A 20,189-nucleotide genomic window follows, 5' to 3' on the forward strand; every position below is an offset into this window, starting at 1 on the left:
GCATACCCAATTTGCTGAAGCGTCGAAAGACGGTTCGGTACCCGAATTTCTTGACGACCATAGAGCATTGGAACCACCTGATCCCATCCCGAACTCAGCAGTGAAACGATGCATCGCCGATGGTAGTGTGGGGTTTCCCCATGTGAGAGTAGGTCATCGTCAAGATTAAATTCCAAAACCCCTATCTGCGCATGCAGGTAGGGGTTTTGTTTTTGTCCTCGAAAAAGCATCCTGAGATTGGTATGGATGAAATGGTTTGTTCGGTGCCAAGGCCTGCATGACGCCTGCGATCATGGGTTTTTCTTTAGGTTGGGAATAGCGTCCGTTCTGGAACTGATTTTGTCCCTGCAGCGAGTGTCGCCGAACATTCGCTGAGCTCTCCCCCTCCCGAGAGTTTTCCAAACAAAAAAACCAGCGCATTGCGCTGGTTTTTTTTTCGGACTTTTCCGGGATTCGGGATTCGGCGTAACGCGTCTGAAAAAAACGTGGTGTTGTCTTGATGATAAATGTTATACATGTAACATGTTTAACGATAATGACACCGCAATAACAATCCCTCGATCGGTGCGCTGACATGTCTACAGAAAAGAACAGCTTCCTTCAGTTGCTCGAGCAAGAGTTCTCGAACCTGACCCCGACTGGCAAACGCATTGCCAGTTACCTGTTGGGAAACCCGGATCAGCTACCGTTCGAGTCGGCCGACAGCATCGCGCAGCAGGCATCCACCACTGGCATTTCCGTGGGGCGTTTTTTCCGTTCGCTGGGTTATCAGAACATCGATGAGGTCAAACAGAGTCTGCGCGGCGAAGCGCCGGCGTCGTGGTTGATCACCGACCGGATCGGCGCCTTTCGCACCGAAAGCACTCGAGAAGACGCACTCGACCGTTCCATGAGTCGCGAGATCGAGGCCATCCGGCACGTCTATGGCCTGGCGCGCAGCAGTGCCTTCGCTGAAATCGTGCAGCGCATCTACGAAGCCGATGCGGTATTCATTCTCGGCATCCAGTCGACCCGCGGGATTCTCACCGCGTTTCATAGCCACCTCGAATACATCCGGCCCAAGGTCTACTACGTCGACGGCTTGTCCGGCATCTACGCCGAAACCCTGAATTCCGGCTTTGCCAACCCCTACGCAATCATTTCGGATTTCCGGGCCTATTCCAGTGTGACCCGGACCTTCTGCGACGCCGCCATCGATAACAACCTGCCCTTGGCCCTGATCACCGATCTGCAATGCCCGTGGGCACGTGACTACCCGCTGGATCTGCTGCAACTCAAAACCGATGTCGGGCAGTTCTGGGACTCCCCTGCCCCGCTGGCCTGCCTGTTGAACCTGATGGTGTCGGCCGTAGCGGAAAAATTCGGCGACCGCCTCGATGAACGCCTGAGCAAAAACCGACAATTGCAAAAAGCTTTCGGCCAGTTCGAAGGCTAGATCCATCCAATCCCAACTGGAGTTTTTGCGTGAACAACAGCCCCCTTGTAGAGATTGATGCCGAGCGATATCAGGTGCAAATCGATCTGATCTACGCCAGTGCCGACAATCTGGCTGGAAAGGTGATTTACCCGAGTGCCCGTTGCCTGCTGCATCGTCAAGCGGCCGACTGCCTGGGCAAGGCCAGTGAACTGGCTCGGCTGGCCGGTTACACACTGCGTATTTATGACGCCTACCGTCCACCTTTCGCCCAGTTTCTATTGTGGGAGGCATTGCCTGACGGTAACTACGTGCGCGATCCCCATTTGGGCTCCCACCATAGCCGTGGCGTGGCAGTGGATTTGACCCTGGTGGGCAGCGATGGACAGCCGCTGGATATGGGCAGCGCCTTCGACACCATGGAAGAGAAGTCCCATCAGTTCTACCCCGACCTTCCCGTTCACGTGCAACGCAATCGTCTGCTGTTGCTGGGAATCATGCTCGCGTCCGGGTTCTGCGCAATTCCCACTGAATGGTGGCATTACGAACTTCCGGATGCCGATGATTACCCCTTGCTGGAAGACAACCAGACCACATTCTCGAACAACTAATACTGCAACAAACCGATAACGAAACCACAGAGTTTCGACGCCAACGCTACGCGATAACAACAAGCGTTACCTGCTTCACCTGCAACTGCCCGGTTATAGCTTTTATAAAAAACCTGACGTACTTCCATACATCGAATGATTAAGGAAACCGGCATGACCCCAATGAACACCGTGACCCGAAAAACCTCTCCACGCACCAGCAAGCTGCTGCTTGGTCTACTGTGCAGCGCGATGAGCCTGGGCGCCTGGCAAGCCGCTTCGGCAGCGACGGCTCAGGACACTCTGGTCATCGGCAAGCCCGCCGACCCACAAACGCTCGACCCGGCGGTAACCTTCGATAACAACGACTGGACCATCACCTACCCGTCCTATCAGCGTCTGGTGAGCTACAAAACCGACGGTGACAAGAGCAGCACCGAAGTGACAGGGGATCTGGCGGAAAGCTGGACCGTGTCGCCGGACAACCTGGTCTGGGAGTTCAAGATCAAGCCCGGCAACAAGTTCGATGACGGCACCGCAGTGGATGCCGCTGCCGTGAAGTTTTCCTTCGATCGCCTGATGACCCTCAAGCAAGGGCCGTCCGGTGCATTCCCGGAGGACATGGTGGTGGCGGTGATCGACCCGCAGACTATCCGCTTTACGCTGAAAACGCCGTTCGCCCCCTTCCTGTTCACCCTGGCCCACAACGGCGCCTCGATCGTTAACCCGCTGGTGGCCAACAAGGGCGCCGAAACCAATGCCTGGCTGTCCAGCCACACCGCAGGCTCCGGTCCTTTCCGCCTGACCAGTTGGCAAAAGGGCCAGTCCGTCACGATGGAGCCGAATCCCTACTTCGCCGGTCCCAAGCCTGCGTTCAAGACCGTGATCCTCAAGACGATTGCGGAGCCCTCCGTGCGTCGGCTGCAACTGGAGCGCGGGGACCTGGATATCATCGAAGACATGCCCGAAGACCAATTGGGCGCACTGGGCGGCAAGCCCGGCGTAGTGGTCAAGGATTTTCCTTCGTTGCGCGTCACTTACCTGTACCTGAACAACAAGAAGGGGCCTCTGACGGACGTCAACGCCCGTCGCGCGATTACCGAAGCGGTGGACTACAACGGCATCGTCAAGGGCATTCTCAAGGACAAGGCCAAGCTGCTGAACGGGCCGATACCGGATGGCATGTGGGGCTACGACAGTTCGCTGCCAGTGATGAAGCAGGACCTGGCCGCCGCGAAGAACAGCCTGGCCAAGGCCCCTCAGAAGATCACCAACCTGAACTACATGTACTCGGACAAGGACGCCAACTGGGAACCGATCGGCCTGACCTTGCAGGCGGCCCTGGCCCCTCTGGGCATCAACCTCAAACTGGAGAAAACCGCCAACGCCACCCTGCGTGAACGCGTTGGCCAGGCCGACTACGACATCGCGGTGGGGACCTGGAGCCCGGACTTCGCTGACCCGTACATGTTCATGAACTTCTGGTTCGACTCCAAGATGCAGGGCCTGCAAGGCAACCGCTCGTTCTATAGCAACCCGGAAGTCGACAAGCTGATTCGCGAAGCGGCCGCTGTCAGCGACACCGCCAAACGCGTCGAGCTTTACCAGACTGCGCAGAAAAAGGTGCTCGACGACAGCGTCTATGCCTACCTCTATCAGAAGAGCTACTCCCTGCCGATGCGTGATTCGGTCAAGGGCTACGTGTTCAACCCTATGCTCGAACAGGTGTTCAACCTGGGAAGCATGAGCAAGTAAACATGCTCCTTCGCGCCAGCCCCCGGCGGCTGGCGCGGCTTCTGATTTCGTCGCTCGTGTAACTGAGGTGCCAGATGGCCTTCCTGACATTGTTGCGCAAGCGCCTGCTCGGCTTGATGTTGGTCGTGTTCGGTGTTTCGCTGATTACCTTTTCAATTTCCCACCTGATCCCGGGCGACCCTGCCCGATTGATCGCCGGCGACCGCGCCAGCGACGCTCTCGTGGCCGGCATCCGTCATCAACTGGGATTGGATCTGCCGCTGTATCAACAATACGGTCGCTACCTGATGGATCTGTTGCACGGGGACCTGGGAACCTCGATACGCACCAACCGTCCCGTCCTGGAAGACTTGCAAGCGTTCTTCCCGGCCACACTGGAACTGGCGCTGGTCGCACTGACGTTAGCGATTCTGGTCGGTGTGCCACTGGGCGTGTTGTCAGCGGTTTACCACAACCGGCTGATCGATCAGATCGCCCGGACCCTGGCGGTCACCGGTATTTCCACCCCGGCCTTCTGGCTCGGCCTGGGTGCAATCGTGTTGTTCTACGGCCATCTGGGCTGGCTGCCCGGTGGTGGCCGGCTATCTGAAGGGCTCTCGCCGCCACCGACGATCACGGGTTTTTACCTGATCGACTCGCTGTTGGCGGGCGATGTCCGACTGTTTCTCGATGCGGCCGAACACCTGATTCTTCCAGCCGCAACGCTGGGCTTCGTGACCCTGGGGGTAGTCGCCCGGCAGATCCGCTCGGCCATGCTGGATCAATTAGGCGAAGACTACATCCGCACCGCGCGCGCCTATGGCCTGTCCCGGTGGACAGTGATCCTGCGTCACGCCCTGCCCAACGCCCTCATCCCTTCGGTGACCGTCCTTGGGTTGACCCTGGGTGATTTGTTGTACGGCGCGGTACTGACCGAAACCGTATTTGCCTGGCCCGGCATGGGGGCCTATGTGGTCAAGTCGATCCAGTCGCTGGATTTCCCGGCGGTGATGGGCTTTGCGATTCTGGTTTCGTTCATCTATGTCCTGTTGAACATGGCTATCGACCTTTTGTATCGCGTGATCGACCCACGCATCGGCGAGGTGAATTGAAATGTCTGTGACTCTGACGGCGGCACGTGGCCCGCGCAGGGCTGAAAAACTCGCCTACCTGGCTTACCAGATCCGCCGGAGCCCGCTGACCATGGCGGGCCTGTTGATCACTTCTATCGTACTGCTGTGCATGATCTTCGCGCCCTGGCTCGCCAGCCACGACCCGAATGCACTGAACCTTGGCGAACGCCTGGCGCCGCCATCCGCCGACCATTGGTTTGGCACTGATGAAGTGGGTCGCGACCTGTTCAGCCGGGTGCTGTTCGGCAGCCAGCAGTCGGTGGGCGTCGGCCTGTTCGTGGCTTTCGCCTCCTGTTTCATCGGCGGGCTGCTGGGGTGCTTTTCGGGGGTGATCGGTGGGCGTTTCGACGCCTTCATCATGCGCCTGATGGACATCATGCTGTCGGTCCCGTCACTGGTGCTGATCATGGCATTGGCGGCCGCATTGGGCGCGAGTCTGTTCAACGCCATGCTGGCCATTACCCTGGTGCGAATCCCATCCTACGTACGACTGGCCCGTGGCCAGGCCTTGAGTATTCGACAGATGGGGTACGTCAAGGCCGCCCATACGTTCGGGGCCGGACGCTGGCACGTGGTGCACTGGCACGTGGCGCGAAACGCAATGCCGCCCTTGCTGGTACAACTGAGCCTGGATATCGGTAGCGCCATCCTCATGGCCTCGGCCCTTGGATTCATCGGCCTGGGCGCGCAACAGCCAACCGCCGAATGGGGCGCAATGGTCGCCACCGGGCGCAATTACATCCTCGATAACTGGTGGTATTCGACCTTTCCAGGCATGGCGATTCTGATCACCGCCACCGGTTTCAACCTGCTGGGCGATGGTGTACGCGACCTGCTCGACCCACGGCAACAGGGGAAATGACAATGCAGACTTCGAGCCCAGTGCTGGCCATCGACAATCTGAGCCTGGAATTCCCGGCTTACAAAAACAATGTGAAAGCCTTGAACGGCGTGACGTTGCACGTCAATCCCGGCGAAATCGTCGGCGTGGTGGGCGAGTCCGGGTCGGGCAAGTCGGTCACGGCCATGCTTAGCATGCGTCTGCTGCCCGAGCGCAGCTATCGCATTACCGCGGGCAGCCTCAGCATGCTCGGCCGCGACATGCTCACAACGCCTGAAAAGGAACTGCTGCAGATTCGCGGACGCGATGCGGCGATGATTTTCCAGGAGCCGATGACCGCCCTGAACCCGACCCGGCGTATCGGTCGACAAATGCTCGATGTGATCATCCATCACCAGAAAATCAGTGCTGCCCAGGCGCGGCTCAAGGCGATTGCCCTGTTGCGCGACATGCACATCGCCAGCCCAGAGCACGTATTGGAGAGCTACCCGTTCGAACTGTCCGGGGGCATGCGTCAACGGGTGATGATTGCGCTGGCGTTCTCCTGTGAACCGCAACTCTTGATCGCCGACGAGCCGACCACCGCGCTCGACGTGACGGTGCAACGCCAGGTGCTGTTGCTGCTGCGAGAAAAGGCCAGGCAACGGGGGACTGCCATTTTGCTCATCACCCATGACATGGCATTGGTGTCGCAGTTCTGTGACCGGGTGTATGTCATGTACACCGGCGCTGTGGTCGAAGAAGGCCGCACCGTCGACGTGATGAACAATCCGCAACACCCCTATACCCGTGGGCTGCTCAGCGGCCTTCCGGAAATGGTGGAGCCGGGCCAGCCGTTGCTGACCATTCCCGGGCAAGTCCCCAACCTCGCCTCTTTACCCGAGGGCTGCACGTTTCAGGAGCGGTGCTCTTACGCCATGCCAGTCTGTGCCAAACGTCCTACCCTCAATGCCATCAACGACCAACGTAAAAGCGCTTGCTGGTTGCCCGTCAAGGAGCTTTCGTGATGAACAATGCTGTCCTTCATAGGGCTATCGACATGGCTCCCCCGATTCTTCAAATCAACGATGTTCGTGTGCGTTTCCCCGTCAGTAACGACTGGCTGGGTCGGCCGCGAGGCTTTGCTCACGCTCTCAATGGCATTGATCTTCAGGTACGAGCGGGCGAAACCCTGGGGATCGTGGGTGAGTCAGGCTGTGGAAAAAGCACATTGGCGCAGTTGTTGATGGGCTTGATTGCGCCCAGCAGCGGCGATTTGAACTGGGCCAGTCGCACCGGCAGCGAAGGCCGCAACAACGTGCAGATTGTGTTCCAGGACCCCCAGTCTTCGCTCGACCCGCGTCTGCCGATCTGGCGAATCATCACCGAGCCACTGTACGCCCGGGGTCATGGCGATCGGGCACAGATGCGTGAGGTGGCAGCCAAGGTCGCGTCCCAGGTCGGTATCCGCCCGGAATACCTGGATCGCTTCCCCCACCAGTTCTCCGGCGGCCAGCGTCAGCGGATTGCCATTGCCCGGGCCCTGTCCTCCGACCCGGATATTATCGTCCTCGACGAACCCACATCGGCGCTGGATATCTCGGTTCAGGCGCAGATCCTCAACCTGCTCGCAGAGCTGCAACGCGCCCGCAACCTGACCTACATCCTGATTTCCCATAACGTGTCCGTCGTGCGTCATATGGCAGACCGGGTTGCGGTGATGTATTTGGGGCAAATCGTCGAGCTGGGCCAGGCTGCCCAGGTGCTCGATCAGCCACGCCATCCCTATACCCGCCTGTTGCTCGAAGCAGTTCCACGACTGGGCGTTGCGCTGCATGCAGAGCAGGTGGCGGCGCCTACCGAATTGCCGGGTAACCGTCATCTGCCGACTGGCTGCTTCTTTCGAGAACGGTGCAGCCTGTGCACCGTTGGCTGTGACAAACCCCAGGTCCTGCAGGGAGACGAGCGGCAGCGGGCGCGGTGTCATTTACAAGGCTGATTTCCTGTCGGCGGACAGCCTGTTGTGGCGCATAAAAAAACCGGCTTTATTAGCCGGTTTTTTGACCTTCTGAAAAACCTATGCACATTTTTCAGAATTTTATGAAGTTAAGAAATATATAGTTAAATCATAGTCTTAACAGAAAAATGCGGCCTGTATCAGCAAAACGGCACACAGGTTATCCACAGAACTCAGACAGCCACTTGATCGCTGGCCACCGGGGCTTGTGGGGCGGGTGGAAGTGATCCCATTTCCCGTTGCATCTGCTCGTTCCAGGCCTGAACCCGATCGTTAAGCTCGGCAATGGCGCGCGGCCCGCTACCCTCGGCATGCATCGGCTTGCCGATGATCACGGTAATGACACCTTGCTTCTTCGCCCAGCCGGTTTTTGGCCAGAACTTGCCGGCGTTGTGGGCAATGGGCAGCACCGGAAGTGCGGCATTGACCGCCAGTGCGGTACCGCCGCGAGAGAACTTCCCGATGGTGCCGTAAGGGACCCGTGTTCCTTCAGGAAAGATCAGCACCCAGACGCCATCCTTGAGCAACTCATCGCCCCTCTTTGCGACTTGCTTGAGTGCGGCTTTCGGGTTGTCACGGTCGATTGCAATCGGTCGCAACATGGCCATGGCCCAGCCGAAAAAAGGGACATACAGCAACGAGCGCTTGAGCACCTGGCTCAACGGCTCGAAGTAGGCCGAGAGAAAGAATGTTTCCCAAGTGCTCTGATGGTTCGATTGAATCACGCAGGGCTGGTCGGGCACGTTCTCGGCGCCTTTCACTTCGTAACGGATACCCAGGAACACCTTGCTCAGCCACAAGGCGCAGCGGCACCAGTAAACGTTGATGAAGCGATAACGCGCCTTGAATGGCAAAAACGGCGCGACAAAAAAGCTCAGGCTGCACCACAGCAACGAACTGGTGCCCAGCAGCAGGTAAAAGAGGAAGGTTCTGATGGCCTGCAATATCGACATGGTGACGTTTACCGTTGCGGGAACTGCCCGTCCTATATAAAGCGCACTTCCCTTTCATCCCTGGTCAGGACCAATTGAAGCGCACACTTACTCAAGGGCATGTGTGGATAAGTTCTGCGGCTATCGCCGCCAGATCGTCAAAAATCAATGTGCCTACCGGAAGGGTCTTGCCCAAAGTCTTCACGCCTTTTCCGGTCTTTACCAAAACTGGCTGAGAATCGACGGCTTTGGCAGCTTCCAGGTCACCGAGACTATCGCCGACGAACCATAGATTAGTCAGCGATACGTTGTAATGTGCGGCGATGTTTTTCAACATCCCGGGTTTTGGCTTGCGGCAATCACAGCCATCGTCGGGCCCGTGTGGGCAGTAGACGATCAGGCCGACTTCACCGCCCTGCTCCGCCACCAGCGAGCGCAAGCGCTCGTGCATGGCATCCAGGGTGGCAATGTCGTAATAGCCGCGAGCGATGCCGGACTGGTTGGTAGCAACCGCTACCGTCCAGCCGGCCTTGCTCAACTGCGCGATGGCTTCGATCGACCCGGGGAGCGGTATCCACTCCTCCACTGACTTGATGTAAGCGTCGGAGTCGTAGTTGATCACCCCGTCCCGATCGAGTATCAGCAGTTTCAAACAGTCTTACCCCAGCAACGAAATATCGGCGACGCCGAGGAACAGCCCACGCAGACGCGCCAGCAACGCATAACGGTTGGCGCGAACTTTCGCGTCTTCCGCGTTGACCATCACGGCTTCGAAGAACGCATCCACCGGCTCGCGCAAGGCGGCCAGGCGTGCCAGCGATTCGCTGTACTGACGCGCTGCGGCCATAGGCTGAACCGCCTGGTCTGCCTGCTGGATCGCCGAGTACAGGGAGAACTCGTTGGCATTGTCGAAGTACTTGGCTTCCACGACGGTTGGCACGGAGCCTTCCACCTTGCTCAGCAGATTCGAAACGCGTTTGTTCACGGCAGCGAGGGCAGCGGCTTCCGGCAACTTGCGGAAGGCCTCTACCGCTTGTACGCGCTGGTCGAAGTCCAGGGCCGAACCCGGCTTCAGGGCACGCACCGACAGGTAGGTCGCGACGTCGACGCCTTCGTCCTCGTAACGGGCACGCAGACGGTCGAAGATGAACTCCAGCACCGCGTCGTTCAGGCCGGCAGCCTTGACCTTGGCACCGAAGGCATTCACGGCGAAGGCCACGGCGTCGTTCAGGTCGAGGTTGAGTTTCTTGTCGATCAGAATGCGCAACACACCCAATGCGGCACGGCGCAAGGCGTACGGATCTTTACTGCCGGTAGGCAGCATGCCGATGCCGAAAATACCGACCAGGGTATCCAGCTTGTCAGCGATGGCCACGGCCGCACCGGTCAGGGTGGTCGGCAGCTCGGCGCCGGCACCGCGCGGCATGTATTGCTCGTTCAGCGCCAGGGCAACATCTTCTGGCTCGCCATCGTTGAGGGCGTAATAGTAACCGGCGACACCTTGCATCTCCGGGAACTCGCCGACCATTTCGGTCGCCAGGTCGCACTTGGACAGCAGGCCGGCGCGAGCCGCCCACGCGGCATTGCCACCGATGCGCTGAGCGATGAACGCGGCCAGTTTGGAAACGCGTTCGGCCTTGTCATAGACGCTGCCAAGTTTTTCCTGGAACACCACGTTTTGCAGGCGCAGGTTGAAGTCTTCGAGTTTCTGCTTCTTGTCTTGCTTGAAGAAGAACTCGGCGTCGGTCAGGCGTGGACGAACCACTTTCTCGTTACCGGCGATGATCTGCTGCGGGTCTTTGCTCTCGATGTTGGCCACGGTGATGAAACGTGGCAGCAACTTGCCGTCGGCATCCAGCAGGCAGAAATACTTCTGGTTGTCCTGCATGGTGGTGATCAGGGCTTCTTGCGGTACGTCGAGGAAACGCTCTTCGAACGAGCACACCAGCGGCACCGGCCATTCAACCAGCGCGGTCACTTCGTCGAGCAGGTCCGGCGGCACGATCGCCGTGCCTTCCTGACGGGTGGCCAGCTCTTCGGTGCGCTTGCTGATGATCTCGCGACGCTCGTTGGCGTCAGCCAACACATAAGCGGCACGCAGGTCAGCCAGGTAGCTGGACGGCGAACCGATGCGCACGCTTTCCGGATGGTGGAAGCGGTGACCACGGGAATCGCGGCCGGCCTTCTGGGCGAGGATGGTGCAGTCGATGACCTGGTCACCGAGCAGCATGACCAGCCATTGGGTCGGGCGAACGAATTCTTCCTTGCGAGCACCCCAGCGCATGCGCTTGGGAATCGGCAGGTCGTTCAGCGAATCTTCAACGATGGTCGGCAGCAGGCTCGCGGTCGGCTTGCCGGCGATGTTTTGGCTGTAGCGCAGTTTCGGGCCGCTCTGATCGATTTCGCTCAGATCGACGCCGCACTTCTTGGCAAAGCCCAGTGCCGCTTGGGTCGGATTGCCCTCGGCATCGAACGCGGCCTGACGTGGCGGGCCATCGAGGTTGATGCTGCGATCGGGCTGCTGGGTGGCCAGCGAGGTGATTAGCACCGCCAGGCGACGTGGCGCGGCATAAACGGTTTTGGTCTCGTAGTTCAGGCCGGCCGCTTGCAGGCCCTTGTCGATGCCGGCCAGAAACGCTTCGGCCAGGGTGTTCAGGGCTTTGGGTGGCAGTTCTTCAGTGCCCAATTCAACCAGAAAATCCAGAGCACTCATTGTGCAGCCTCCAGCTTGGCCAGTACTTCATCACGCAGGTCCGGGGTTGCCATCGGGAAGCCCAGCTTGGCGCGAGCCAGCAGGTAGGCTTGCGCAACGGAACGCGCCAGGGTGCGCACACGCAGAATGTATTGCTGACGCGCGGTCACCGAGATTGCCCGGCGCGCATCCAGCAGGTTGAAGGTATGGGACGCCTTCAACACCATTTCGTAGCTCGGCAACGGCAACGGCTGGTCGAGTTCGATCAGGCGCTTGGCTTCGCTTTCATAGAAATCGAACAGCTCGAACAGCTTCTCGACGTTGGCGTGTTCGAAGTTGTAGGTCGACTGCTCCACTTCGTTCTGGTGGAACACGTCGCCGTAAGTCACTTTGCCGAACGGACCGTCAGCCCAGACCAGGTCGTAGACCGAGTCCACACCTTGCAGGTACATGGCCAGACGTTCGAGGCCGTAAGTGATCTCGCCCGTGACCGGGTAGCACTCGATGCCGCCCGCCTGCTGGAAGTAAGTGAACTGCGTCACTTCCATGCCGTTGAGCCAGACTTCCCAACCCAGACCCCAGGCACCGAGGGTCGGAGACTCCCAGTTGTCTTCGACGAAGCGGATGTCGTGCACCAATGGGTCCAGGCCCACGTGCTTGAGGGAGCCCAGGTACAGCTCCTGGAAATTGTCCGGGTTCGGCTTCAGGACTACCTGGAACTGGTAGTAGTGCTGCAGACGGTTCGGGTTTTCGCCATAGCGGCCGTCAGTCGGGCGACGGCTTGGCTGCACATAGGCGGCGTTCCAGGTTTCCGGGCCAATGGCGCGCAGGAATGTTGCGGTGTGGAAAGTGCCGGCGCCTACTTCCATATCGTAGGGCTGAAGTACCACACAACCTTGCTCGGCCCAGTATTGCTGGAGGGCGAGGATCAAGTCTTGGAAGGTACGCACGGCTGGCGTAGGCTGGCTCACGAATTCACCTGTTTCTTGGGCTGCGATTTAAAGAGCGGGAGTATACCCGATTCATTGCTGCGCACGCCCCCTGGAGCCTTATGCCACGCTGCTTTTGGTGTTCCGAAGATCCGCTGTACATGGCTTATCACGATCAGGAGTGGGGCACGCCGCTACGCGATGCGCAGGGATTGTTCGAGTTGCTTTTGCTCGAAGGGTTCCAGGCCGGGCTTTCCTGGATCACCGTTTTGCGCAAACGCGAGCACTATCGCCGGGTGATGTACGGCTTTGACGTGCAGCGCGTGGCGCAGATGAGCGACGCCGAAATCGATGATTTGATGCTCGATCCGGGCATTATCCGCAATCGTCTCAAACTCAACGCGGCCCGGCGCAATGCCCAGGCCTGGCTGGCGCTGGAAGACCCTGTCGAGTTTCTCTGGTCGTTCGTCGGCGGTGTTCCGAAGGTCAATCATTTCAAGGATCGCACCGAAGTCCCGGCCATCACCCCCGAAGCGGTGGCGATGAGCAAAGGCCTGAAAAAGGCGGGGTTCACCTTCGTTGGCCCGACCATTTGCTACGCCCTGATGCAGGCTTCGGGCATGGTCATGGATCACACGCGCGATTGCGACCGCTACGCGCTGCTGGCGAACGGCGGTTAGAATAGCCGCCTCGCGCACAGCACAAGATCAGGAGTGACCTGTGGATAAGTTTAAAGGCGCCTTGCTGGTAGGCGCTCTGCGGCTGTTTGCCCTGCTCCCGTGGCGGGCGGTGCAGGCTGTCGGCTCGGCGATTGGCTGGGTGATGTGGAAAACCCCTAACCGTTCCCGCGACGTGGTGCGGATCAACCTGTCCAAATGCTTTCCGGAGATGGACCCCGCCGAACGTGAGCGTCTGGTCGGCCAGAGTCTGAAAGACATCGGCAAGTCACTGACCGAAAGCGCCTGCGCCTGGATCTGGCCGGCCCAGCGCTCCATCGACCTGGTGCGTGAAGTCGAGGGGCTCGACGTTCTGAAGGATGCACTCGCCTCCGGCAAGGGCGTGGTCGGCATCACCAGCCACCTGGGCAACTGGGAAGTGCTCAACCACTTTTATTGCAGCCAGTGCAAACCGATCATTTTCTACCGTCCGCCCAAATTGAAGGCGGTGGATGAATTGTTGCGCAAGCAGCGGGTACAACTGGGCAACAAAGTGGCCGCTTCCACCAAGGAAGGCATTCTCAGCGTCATCAAGGAAGTGCGCAAAGGTGGTGCAGTGGGCATTCCCGCCGACCCGGAACCGGCCGAATCCGCCGGGATCTTCGTGCCGTTCTTCGCCACTCAGGCACTGACCAGCAAATTCGTACCGAACATGCTCGCGGGCGGCAAAGCGGTCGGCGTCTTTCTGCACGCCCTGCGCCTGCCAGACGGATCAGGCTATAAAGTGATCCTCGAAGCCGCGCCAGAGGCCATGTACAGCACTGACACCGAAGAATCCTGTGCCGCCATGAGCAAGGTGGTCGAGCGTTATGTGCGGGCGTATCCAAGCCAGTACATGTGGAGCATGAAGCGCTTCAAGAAGCGTCCGCCCGGCGAAGAGCGCTGGTATTGAAACAATTGGCACAGTCTGTGGATAACTTGTAGGAGCGAGCCCGCTCGCGATGAACCTGAGGGCACCACGGGGAATCAGACTTCCCGCGTCATCGTTCACGAGCATCGTCGGAGCGCCGCCCGGAGCGAGCCTGCTCCTACAAGTTATCCACAGTACGTTCATAAGGGCGCTGTAGATGTCCGAACACCGCAAATCATTTCGCATCAAGATCAGTCATGACAGCTTCGGCGAATGCCTGGGCCAGACGCGCAATCTGTCGGCCACGGGTGTCTACGTCAAACATCCGGCCTTGTCGGCGCTACCCAGGGGCGCGGTGGTTTACGGACAGGTGCAGGGCTTGCCCGCCGGCGCGCCGCGTGTGCGCATGGAAGTGGTGCAAGTGGATGCCGAAGGCATTGATTTGCGTTATCTCTGATCAGTGCGCCTGCCGATCGAGCTTTTTCAGGAATACCGTCATTTCCTTCTCGGCCTGTTTGTCGCCATGGGCTTTGGCGGCCTCCAGGCCTTGCTCCCAGGCCTGTCTTGCGGCGGGATAGTTCTCCAGGGCCTGATGAGCCTTGCCCAATAGCTTCCACGCGGCCGAATACTTCGGATCAATCTCGACGCAACGCTGGAAATGCTCCACAGCCTTGGCGTTCTCCCCCAGATCCAGGTAGCCCTTGCCCAGGCCGAAGCGCAGCAATGAGTTATCCACACCCTTGGCGAGCATTTTTTCCAGGGATTCGATCATCAGTGAATTCCTTGTTGAGATTATTCAGGGATATCCATGCGTTCTGTGGATCGCATTCGCGGGCTTGCCCGCGAAGAGGCCAGTCAGGCCGCTGCAGAATGCCGATCAGAAGAAACTGAGTCCCACATGAAACAGCTTCTCCACATCCCGAATATGCTTTTTATCCACAAGGAACAGAATCACGTGGTCGCCAGTTTCGATCACCGTGTCGTCGTGGGCAATGATCACTTCTTCGTCGCGGATGATCGCGCCGATGGTCGTGCCCGGCGGCAGGCCGATGTTCTCGATGGCTTTGCCGATGACCTTGCTCGATTTCGCATCACCGTGGGCAATGGCCTCGATGGCTTCCGCCGCGCCCCGGCGCAGTGAGTGCACGCTGACGATGTCGCCACGGCGCACGTGGGCCAGCAAGGTGCCGATGGTCGCCAGTTGCGGACTGATGGCGATGTCGATGTCGCCGCCCTGAATCAGGTCGACATAGGCCGGGTTGTTGATGATGGTCATCACCTTCTTCGCACCCAGGCGTTTGGCCAGCAGCGACGACATGATGTTGGCTTCGTCGTCGTTGGTCAGGGCCAGGAAGATGTCCGCATCGGCGATGTTTTCTTCTATCAACAAGTCGCGGTCGGAGGCACTGCCCTGCAGCACGACGGTGCTGTCGAGGGTGTCCGAGAGATGGCGGCAGCGTGCCGGGTTCATCTCGATGATTTTCACCTGGTAACGGCTTTCGATGGCTTCGGCCAATCGCTCACCGATCTGCCCGCCGCCGGCGATGACGATGCGCTTGTAGGTTTCGTCGAGACGGCGCATTTCACTCATCACCGCGCGAATGTTCGCTTTGGCGGCGATGAAAAACACTTCGTCGTCCGCTTCGATCACCGTATCGCCCTGGGGCAGGATCGGCCGGTCACGACGGAAAATGGCCGCCACGCGGGTTTCGACATTCGGCATGTGCTCGCGCAACTGCCGCAATTGCTGACCCACCAGCGGTCCGCCGTAGTAGGCCCGCACCGCAACCAGTTGCGCCTTGCCCTCGGCGAAGTCGATCACCTGCAATGCACCCGGATGCTGGATCAGGCGTTTGATGTAATTGGTGACCACTTGTTCCGGGCTGATCAGCACGTCCACCGGAATCGCTTCGTTATCGAACAGTTCAGAGCGCGTGAGGTACGCCGCTTCGCGCACGCGGGCGATTTTGGTGGGAGTGTGGAACAGGGTGTGGGCCACCTGGCAAGCGACCATGTTGGTCTCGTCACTGTTGGTCACGGCCACCAGCATGTCGGCGTCGTCTGCTCCAGCCTGGCGCAGTACTGTCGGCAGGGAGCCGCGACCCTGCACCGTGCGGATGTCCAGGCGGTCGCCGAGATCGCGCAGGCGCTCGCTGTCGGTGTCGACCACCGTGATGTCGTTGGCCTCGCTGGCCAAATGCTCCGCCAGCGAACCGCCGACTTGCCCTGCACCGAGGATGATGATTTTCATCCAGTCACTCCATTGAATCCGTTTAACCGCGCGCAGCGGCGATCTTGATCAGCTTGGCGTAATAGAAGCCATCGTGGCCGCCTTCTTGTGCGAGCAATTGGCGACCGTGGGGTTGCTTGATCCCGGCCGCCGTCGCGAGGTCCAGTTCTCGGGCGCCCGGCGTGCGGGCAAGGAAGGCTCCGATGACTTCAGTGTTCTCGGTCGGCAGTGTGGAGCAGGTGGCGTAGAGCAAAATGCCGCCGACCTCCAGGGTTTTCCACAGGGCATCCAGCAGCTCGCCTTGCAGCAGCGCCAGTGCGGCGATGTCATCGGGCTGGCGGGTGAGCTTGATGTCCGGGTGACGGCGAATCACGCCGGTGGCCGAGCACGGCGCGTCCAGCAGGATGCGCTGGAACGGCTTGCCGTCCCACCAGGCGGCGGTGTCGCGACCGTCGGCGGCGATCAGCTCGGCGCTCAGGCCCAGGCGTTCGAGGTTTTCACGCACGCGTACCAGGCGTTTGGCTTCCAGATCCACGGCCACCACGCCTGCCAATGCCGGCTCGGCTTCGAGGATGTGGCAGGTTTTGCCCCCCGGTGCGCAGCAGGCGTCCAGCACCCGTTGGCCGGGCGCCAGGTCAAGCAGATCGGCGGCCAGTTGCGCCGCTTCATCCTGCACGCTGATCCAGCCTTCGGCGAACCCGGGCAGGCTGCGCACGTCGGTGGCGGCGTCGAGGATGATGCCATCGCGGCTGTAAAGGCATGCACGGGCGGCGATACCGGCCTCGCTCAGCAAGCCGAGGTAGGCATCGCGGGTGTGATGGCGTCGATTGACGCGCAGGATCATCGGCGGGTGAGCATTGTTCGCCGTGCAAATGGCTTCCCATTGTTGCGGCCAGAACGCTTTCAGGGATTTTTGCAGCCAGCGCGGATGAGCGGTACGCACTACCGGGTCGTGTTCCAGCTCCGCCAGCAGCGTTTCGCTCTCCCGTTGGGCGCGGCGCAGCACGGCGTTGAGCAAGGCTTTGGCCCAGGGCTTTTTCAGCTTGTCGGCGCAACCGACGGTTTCTCCGATGGCGGCGTGGGCCGGCACGCGGGTGTAGAGCAACTGGTAGAGGCCGACCAGCAACAAGGCTTCAACATCGGCGTCCGCTGCCTTGAAAGGTTTCTGCAACAGTTTGGCCGCCAGCGCCGACAATCGCGGTTGCCAGCGTGCGGTGCCGAACGCCAGGTCCTGGGTGAAACCGCGATCGCGATCTTCGACCTTGTCCATTTGCGTAGGCAGCGAACTGTTGAGAGAGGCTTTTCCGCTGAGAACAGCAGCCAGTGCCTTGGCGGCGGCCAGACGCGGGTTCATTGAGCGTCCGCCGTTTGACCGAGGACGGTGCCCACCGCGAATTTCTCACGACGGCTGTTGAACAAGTCGCTGAAGTTCAGCGCTTTGCCGCCGGGCAATTGCAGGCGGGTCAGGCACAGCGCCTGCTCACCACAGGCGACGATCAGCCCGTCCTTGCTGGCGCCGAGGATTTCACCGGGTGTGCCCTTTCCTTGCGTGAGGCTCGCGGCCAACACTTTCAGCGCTTCGCCGTTCAATGTGCTGTGGGTGATCGGCCATGGGTTGAAAGCTCGGACCAGGCGCTCCAGCTCAATCGCCGGGCGGGTCCAGTCGATACGGGCTTCGTCCTTGTTCAGCTTGTGCGCATAGGTGGCCAGGCTGTCGTCCTGCACTTCGCCTTTCAGCGTGCCGGCAGATAGGCCGGCAATGGCTTGAATCACCGCAGGCGGGCCCATTTCGGCCAGGCGATCGTGCAGGCTGCCGCCAGTGTCTTCGGCGCTGATCGGCGTGATGACCTTGAGCAGCATCGGCCCGGTGTCGAGTCCCGCTTCCATGCGCATCACGGTCACGCCGCTCTCGGCGTCGCCCGCTTGCACGGCGCGCTGGATCGGCGCCGCACCGCGCCAGCGCGGCAGCAGCGAGGCATGGCTATTGATGCAGCCCAGGCGCGGAATATCCAGCACCACTTGCGGCAGGATCAGGCCGTAGGCGACCACCACCATCAAGTCCGGTTTCAGTGCGGCCAGTTCAGCCTGGGCGTCTTCGTTGCGCAGTGTTGGCGGTTGCAGCACCGGGAGGTTGTGTTCCAGAGCAAGCTGCTTGACCGGGCTCGGCATCAGCTTCTGGCCACGACCTGCCGGGCGATCCGGTTGGGTGTAGACCGCAACGATCTCATAAGGGCTGTTCAACAGGGCCTTGAGGTGTTCAGCGGCGAATTCCGGGGTGCCGGCAAAGACGATGCGCAGTGGCTCAGTCATGAAGGGCTCTCTATTGCAAAGCATCTTGAAAAGAAAAAGGCTTGCCGCAGCAAGCCTTTGAAGGAGGGCATCAAGCGTTCTGGCGGTGTAGCTTTTCCAGCTTCTTCTTGATCCGGTCGCGTTTGAGCGTCGACAGGTAATCGACGAACAATTTGCCGTTCAGGTGGTCGCATTCGTGTTGGATGCACACCGCGAGCAGATCTTCGGCGATCAGTTCGTAAGGTTGGCCGTCGCGGTCCAAAGCCTTGACCTTGACCCGTTGTGGGCGATCGACGTTTTCGTAGAAACCCGGCACCGACAGGCAGCCTTCCTGATACTGACCCATGTCGTCGGTCAGGGGCTCGAGCTCCGGGTTGATGAACACGCGCGGTTCGGTGCGGTCTTCAGAGAGGTCCATCACGACGATACGTTTGTGCACGTTGACCTGGGTCGCGGCGAGGCCGATGCCTGGTGCTTCATACATTGTTTCAAACATGTCATCGACCAACTGACGCACTTCGTCGTCCACTACGGCCACTGGTTTGGCGATAGTGCGCAGGCGCGGATCAGGGAATTCGAGGATGTTTAAAATGGCCATAAGCTTGATGACTGCACGTGTGAAGTAAGGTCGGATCGATGGCCTGGCGAGTCCGAAGATGCAGGCTATCTATGTAAAACGTAGCTCCCTTCTATTCATAAGCAAGCCGGGAGCGAGCCACTGACGGCTCTGGCGTTTCACGCGAACGCACATAATAAAGGGATTCACCGCATGAGGAAATCACTACTCGCCTTGCTCCTTCTGGCCTCGGCAGGCTGGGCGCATGGGCAAGTGCAACTCAGGGAAGGTTTTCCACAGCAATACACAGTGGTCCCAGGGGACACGCTCTGGGACATCTCGGCAAAATTCCTTCGTGACCCGTGGCAGTGGCCCGAGCTCTGGCAGGCCAATCCGCGGATCGAAAACCCCGACCTCATTTATCCCGGCGACTCGCTGTCGCTCGTCTACGTCAATGGCCAGCCACGGTTGACCCTCGATCGCGGTGCGTCCCGAGGCACCCTCAAGCTCTCGCCACGGGTGCGCAGCAGCCCGGTGGCGGAAGCCATCCCGAGCATTCCCCTGAGGTCGATCAAAAGCTTTCTGCTGAGCAATCGCATCGTCGACAAGGTCGAGGATTTCGACAAGGCGCCCTACATCGTGGCCGGGGACGCCGAACGGGTGCTCAGCGGCGTTGGCGATCGCATCTTCGCTCGCGGCCAATTCGACCCGGCACAGCCGGTCTACGGCATCTTCCGTCAGGGCAAAACCTACACCGATCCACAGACCCAGGCATTTCTGGGGATCAACGCGGATGACATCGGCAGCGGCGAAATCCTCGCCACCGAAGGCGACGTCGCCACGCTGGCGCTGCAGCGCACGACTCAGGAGGTGCGCCTCGGCGACCGCTTGTTCGGCGGTGAAGAACGCTCGATCAACACGACCTTCATGCCCAGTGCACCGAAAAAAGAAATCAACGGCTTGATCATCGATGTCCCGCGCGGCGTCACTCAGGTGGGCGCGCTCGACGTGGTCACCCTGAACAAGGGCCAGCGCGACGGTTTGGCCGAAGGCAATGTCCTGGAGGTAATGAAGACCGGCGAAACCGTGCGCGACCGGATCACCGGCCAGCCGCTGAAAATTCCCGATGAGCGCGCCGGACTGCTGATGGTTTTCCGCACCTACGACAAGCTGAGCTACGGGCTGGTACTCAACGCATCGCGCTCGCTGGCGGTGATGGACAAGGTACGAAATCCGTAAGCGTGCTTCACAAGTTACCAACAGAGTTATCCACAGCTTATTCCCGTT

Annotated in this window: 20 protein-coding genes and 1 rRNA gene; 12 read left to right on the forward strand and 9 right to left on the reverse strand. The window is 59.7% G+C overall.

Annotated features, from left to right (window positions below; all coding sequences use genetic code 11):
* Window positions 1–49: 49 nt before the first annotated feature.
* From rrf to ACX3YD_RS15960, 8 genes are all read left to right on the forward strand, one after another.
* Window positions 50–165, forward strand: a 5S ribosomal RNA gene (gene rrf, locus ACX3YD_RS15925).
* Between the two features lie 409 nt (window positions 166–574).
* Window positions 575–1,435: a MurR/RpiR family transcriptional regulator gene (locus tag ACX3YD_RS15930; RefSeq protein WP_103406887.1), complete on the forward strand. Its 861-nt coding sequence runs from the start codon at window positions 575–577 to the stop codon at window positions 1,433–1,435.
* Window positions 1,436–1,464: 29 nt separating this feature from the next.
* Window positions 1,465–2,025: a D-alanyl-D-alanine dipeptidase gene (gene ddpX / locus ACX3YD_RS15935; RefSeq protein WP_047535651.1), complete on the forward strand. Its 561-nt coding sequence runs from the start codon at window positions 1,465–1,467 to the stop codon at window positions 2,023–2,025.
* Between the two features lie 153 nt (window positions 2,026–2,178).
* Window positions 2,179–3,759, forward strand: a complete 1,581-nt coding sequence (locus ACX3YD_RS15940; RefSeq protein WP_103406888.1) for an ABC transporter substrate-binding protein — start codon at window positions 2,179–2,181, stop codon at window positions 3,757–3,759.
* 74 nt (window positions 3,760–3,833) lie between these two features.
* Window positions 3,834–4,850: an ABC transporter permease gene (locus ACX3YD_RS15945; RefSeq protein ID WP_047535659.1), complete on the forward strand. Its 1,017-nt coding sequence runs from the start codon at window positions 3,834–3,836 to the stop codon at window positions 4,848–4,850.
* Window position 4,851: 1 nt separating this feature from the next.
* Window positions 4,852–5,733, forward strand: a complete 882-nt coding sequence (ddpC, locus tag ACX3YD_RS15950; RefSeq protein ID WP_047535662.1) for a D,D-dipeptide ABC transporter permease — start codon at window positions 4,852–4,854, stop codon at window positions 5,731–5,733.
* Window positions 5,734–5,735: 2 nt separating this feature from the next.
* Entirely contained in the window at window positions 5,736–6,719 is a 984-nt protein-coding gene (locus ACX3YD_RS15955) for an ABC transporter ATP-binding protein (protein ID WP_047535672.1), read from the forward strand.
* Window positions 6,719–7,690, forward strand: coding sequence for an oligopeptide/dipeptide ABC transporter ATP-binding protein (locus ACX3YD_RS15960; RefSeq protein WP_458960484.1), 972 nt, complete (start codon window positions 6,719–6,721; stop codon window positions 7,688–7,690). The genes ACX3YD_RS15955 and ACX3YD_RS15960 overlap by 1 nt, the downstream gene beginning before the upstream one ends.
* Window positions 7,691–7,881: 191 nt before the next feature.
* Here the strand turns inward: ACX3YD_RS15960 and ACX3YD_RS15965 are convergent, their stop codons facing one another.
* The 4 genes from ACX3YD_RS15965 to glyQ all read right to left on the reverse strand — a co-directional run bounded on the left by ACX3YD_RS15965 (window position 7,882) and on the right by glyQ (window position 12,303).
* Window positions 7,882–8,661: a lysophospholipid acyltransferase family protein gene (locus tag ACX3YD_RS15965; RefSeq protein ID WP_047535679.1), complete on the reverse strand. Its 780-nt coding sequence runs from the start codon at window positions 8,659–8,661 to the stop codon at window positions 7,882–7,884.
* 91 nt (window positions 8,662–8,752) lie between these two features.
* On the reverse strand, window positions 8,753–9,292 hold the full coding sequence (gmhB, locus tag ACX3YD_RS15970; RefSeq protein ID WP_047535681.1) for a D-glycero-beta-D-manno-heptose 1,7-bisphosphate 7-phosphatase: 540 nt from the start codon (window positions 9,290–9,292) through the stop codon (window positions 8,753–8,755).
* A gap of 6 nt (window positions 9,293–9,298) precedes the next feature.
* Complete coding sequence (glyS, locus tag ACX3YD_RS15975; RefSeq protein ID WP_458960485.1) at window positions 9,299–11,353, reverse strand: glycine--tRNA ligase subunit beta; 2,055 nt, start codon at window positions 11,351–11,353, stop codon at window positions 9,299–9,301.
* Window positions 11,350–12,303 (reverse strand): glycine--tRNA ligase subunit alpha, encoded by a 954-nt coding sequence (gene glyQ, locus ACX3YD_RS15980; protein ID WP_003213601.1) that lies wholly within the window; start codon window positions 12,301–12,303, stop codon window positions 11,350–11,352. Before glyQ ends, glyS begins: the two co-directional genes overlap by 4 nt.
* Window positions 12,304–12,383: 80 nt before the next feature.
* Between glyQ and tag the strand changes: the two genes are divergently transcribed.
* The 3 genes from tag to ACX3YD_RS15995 all read left to right on the forward strand — a co-directional run bounded on the left by tag (window position 12,384) and on the right by ACX3YD_RS15995 (window position 14,284).
* Window positions 12,384–12,941, forward strand: a complete 558-nt coding sequence (gene tag, locus ACX3YD_RS15985; protein WP_103406832.1) for a DNA-3-methyladenine glycosylase I — start codon at window positions 12,384–12,386, stop codon at window positions 12,939–12,941.
* Window positions 12,942–12,981: 40 nt separating this feature from the next.
* A complete protein-coding gene (locus ACX3YD_RS15990; protein WP_047535688.1) occupies window positions 12,982–13,869 on the forward strand; it encodes a lysophospholipid acyltransferase in 888 nt (295 codons plus the stop codon).
* 175 nt (window positions 13,870–14,044) lie between these two features.
* On the forward strand, window positions 14,045–14,284 hold the full coding sequence (locus ACX3YD_RS15995) for a PilZ domain-containing protein (RefSeq protein ID WP_103406833.1): 240 nt from the start codon (window positions 14,045–14,047) through the stop codon (window positions 14,282–14,284).
* Here the strand turns inward: ACX3YD_RS15995 and ACX3YD_RS16000 are convergent, their stop codons facing one another.
* The 5 genes from ACX3YD_RS16000 to def form a co-directional block, all read right to left on the reverse strand.
* Complete coding sequence (locus ACX3YD_RS16000) at window positions 14,285–14,602, reverse strand: tetratricopeptide repeat protein (RefSeq protein ID WP_161793959.1); 318 nt, start codon at window positions 14,600–14,602, stop codon at window positions 14,285–14,287. It lies immediately after the preceding gene.
* A 102-nt stretch (window positions 14,603–14,704) separates the two neighbouring features.
* Window positions 14,705–16,078, reverse strand: a complete 1,374-nt coding sequence (trkA, locus tag ACX3YD_RS16005; RefSeq protein WP_047535697.1) for a Trk system potassium transporter TrkA — start codon at window positions 16,076–16,078, stop codon at window positions 14,705–14,707.
* A gap of 22 nt (window positions 16,079–16,100) precedes the next feature.
* Window positions 16,101–17,411, reverse strand: a complete 1,311-nt coding sequence (rsmB, locus tag ACX3YD_RS16010; protein WP_458960486.1) for a 16S rRNA (cytosine(967)-C(5))-methyltransferase RsmB — start codon at window positions 17,409–17,411, stop codon at window positions 16,101–16,103.
* Entirely contained in the window at window positions 17,408–18,367 is a 960-nt protein-coding gene (gene fmt, locus ACX3YD_RS16015) for a methionyl-tRNA formyltransferase (RefSeq protein ID WP_458960487.1), read from the reverse strand. Before fmt ends, rsmB begins: the two co-directional genes overlap by 4 nt.
* Before the next feature lie 70 nt (window positions 18,368–18,437).
* On the reverse strand, window positions 18,438–18,944 hold the full coding sequence (gene def, locus ACX3YD_RS16020) for a peptide deformylase (protein ID WP_034149418.1): 507 nt from the start codon (window positions 18,942–18,944) through the stop codon (window positions 18,438–18,440).
* Between the two features lie 171 nt (window positions 18,945–19,115).
* On the opposite strand from def, the gene ACX3YD_RS16025 reads away from it, so the two are divergent.
* A complete protein-coding gene (locus tag ACX3YD_RS16025) occupies window positions 19,116–20,141 on the forward strand; it encodes a LysM peptidoglycan-binding domain-containing protein (protein ID WP_458960488.1) in 1,026 nt (341 codons plus the stop codon).
* Window positions 20,142–20,189 lie beyond the last annotated feature (48 nt).

It is taken from the genome of Pseudomonas fluorescens group sp. PF-1, assembly GCF_054481335.1.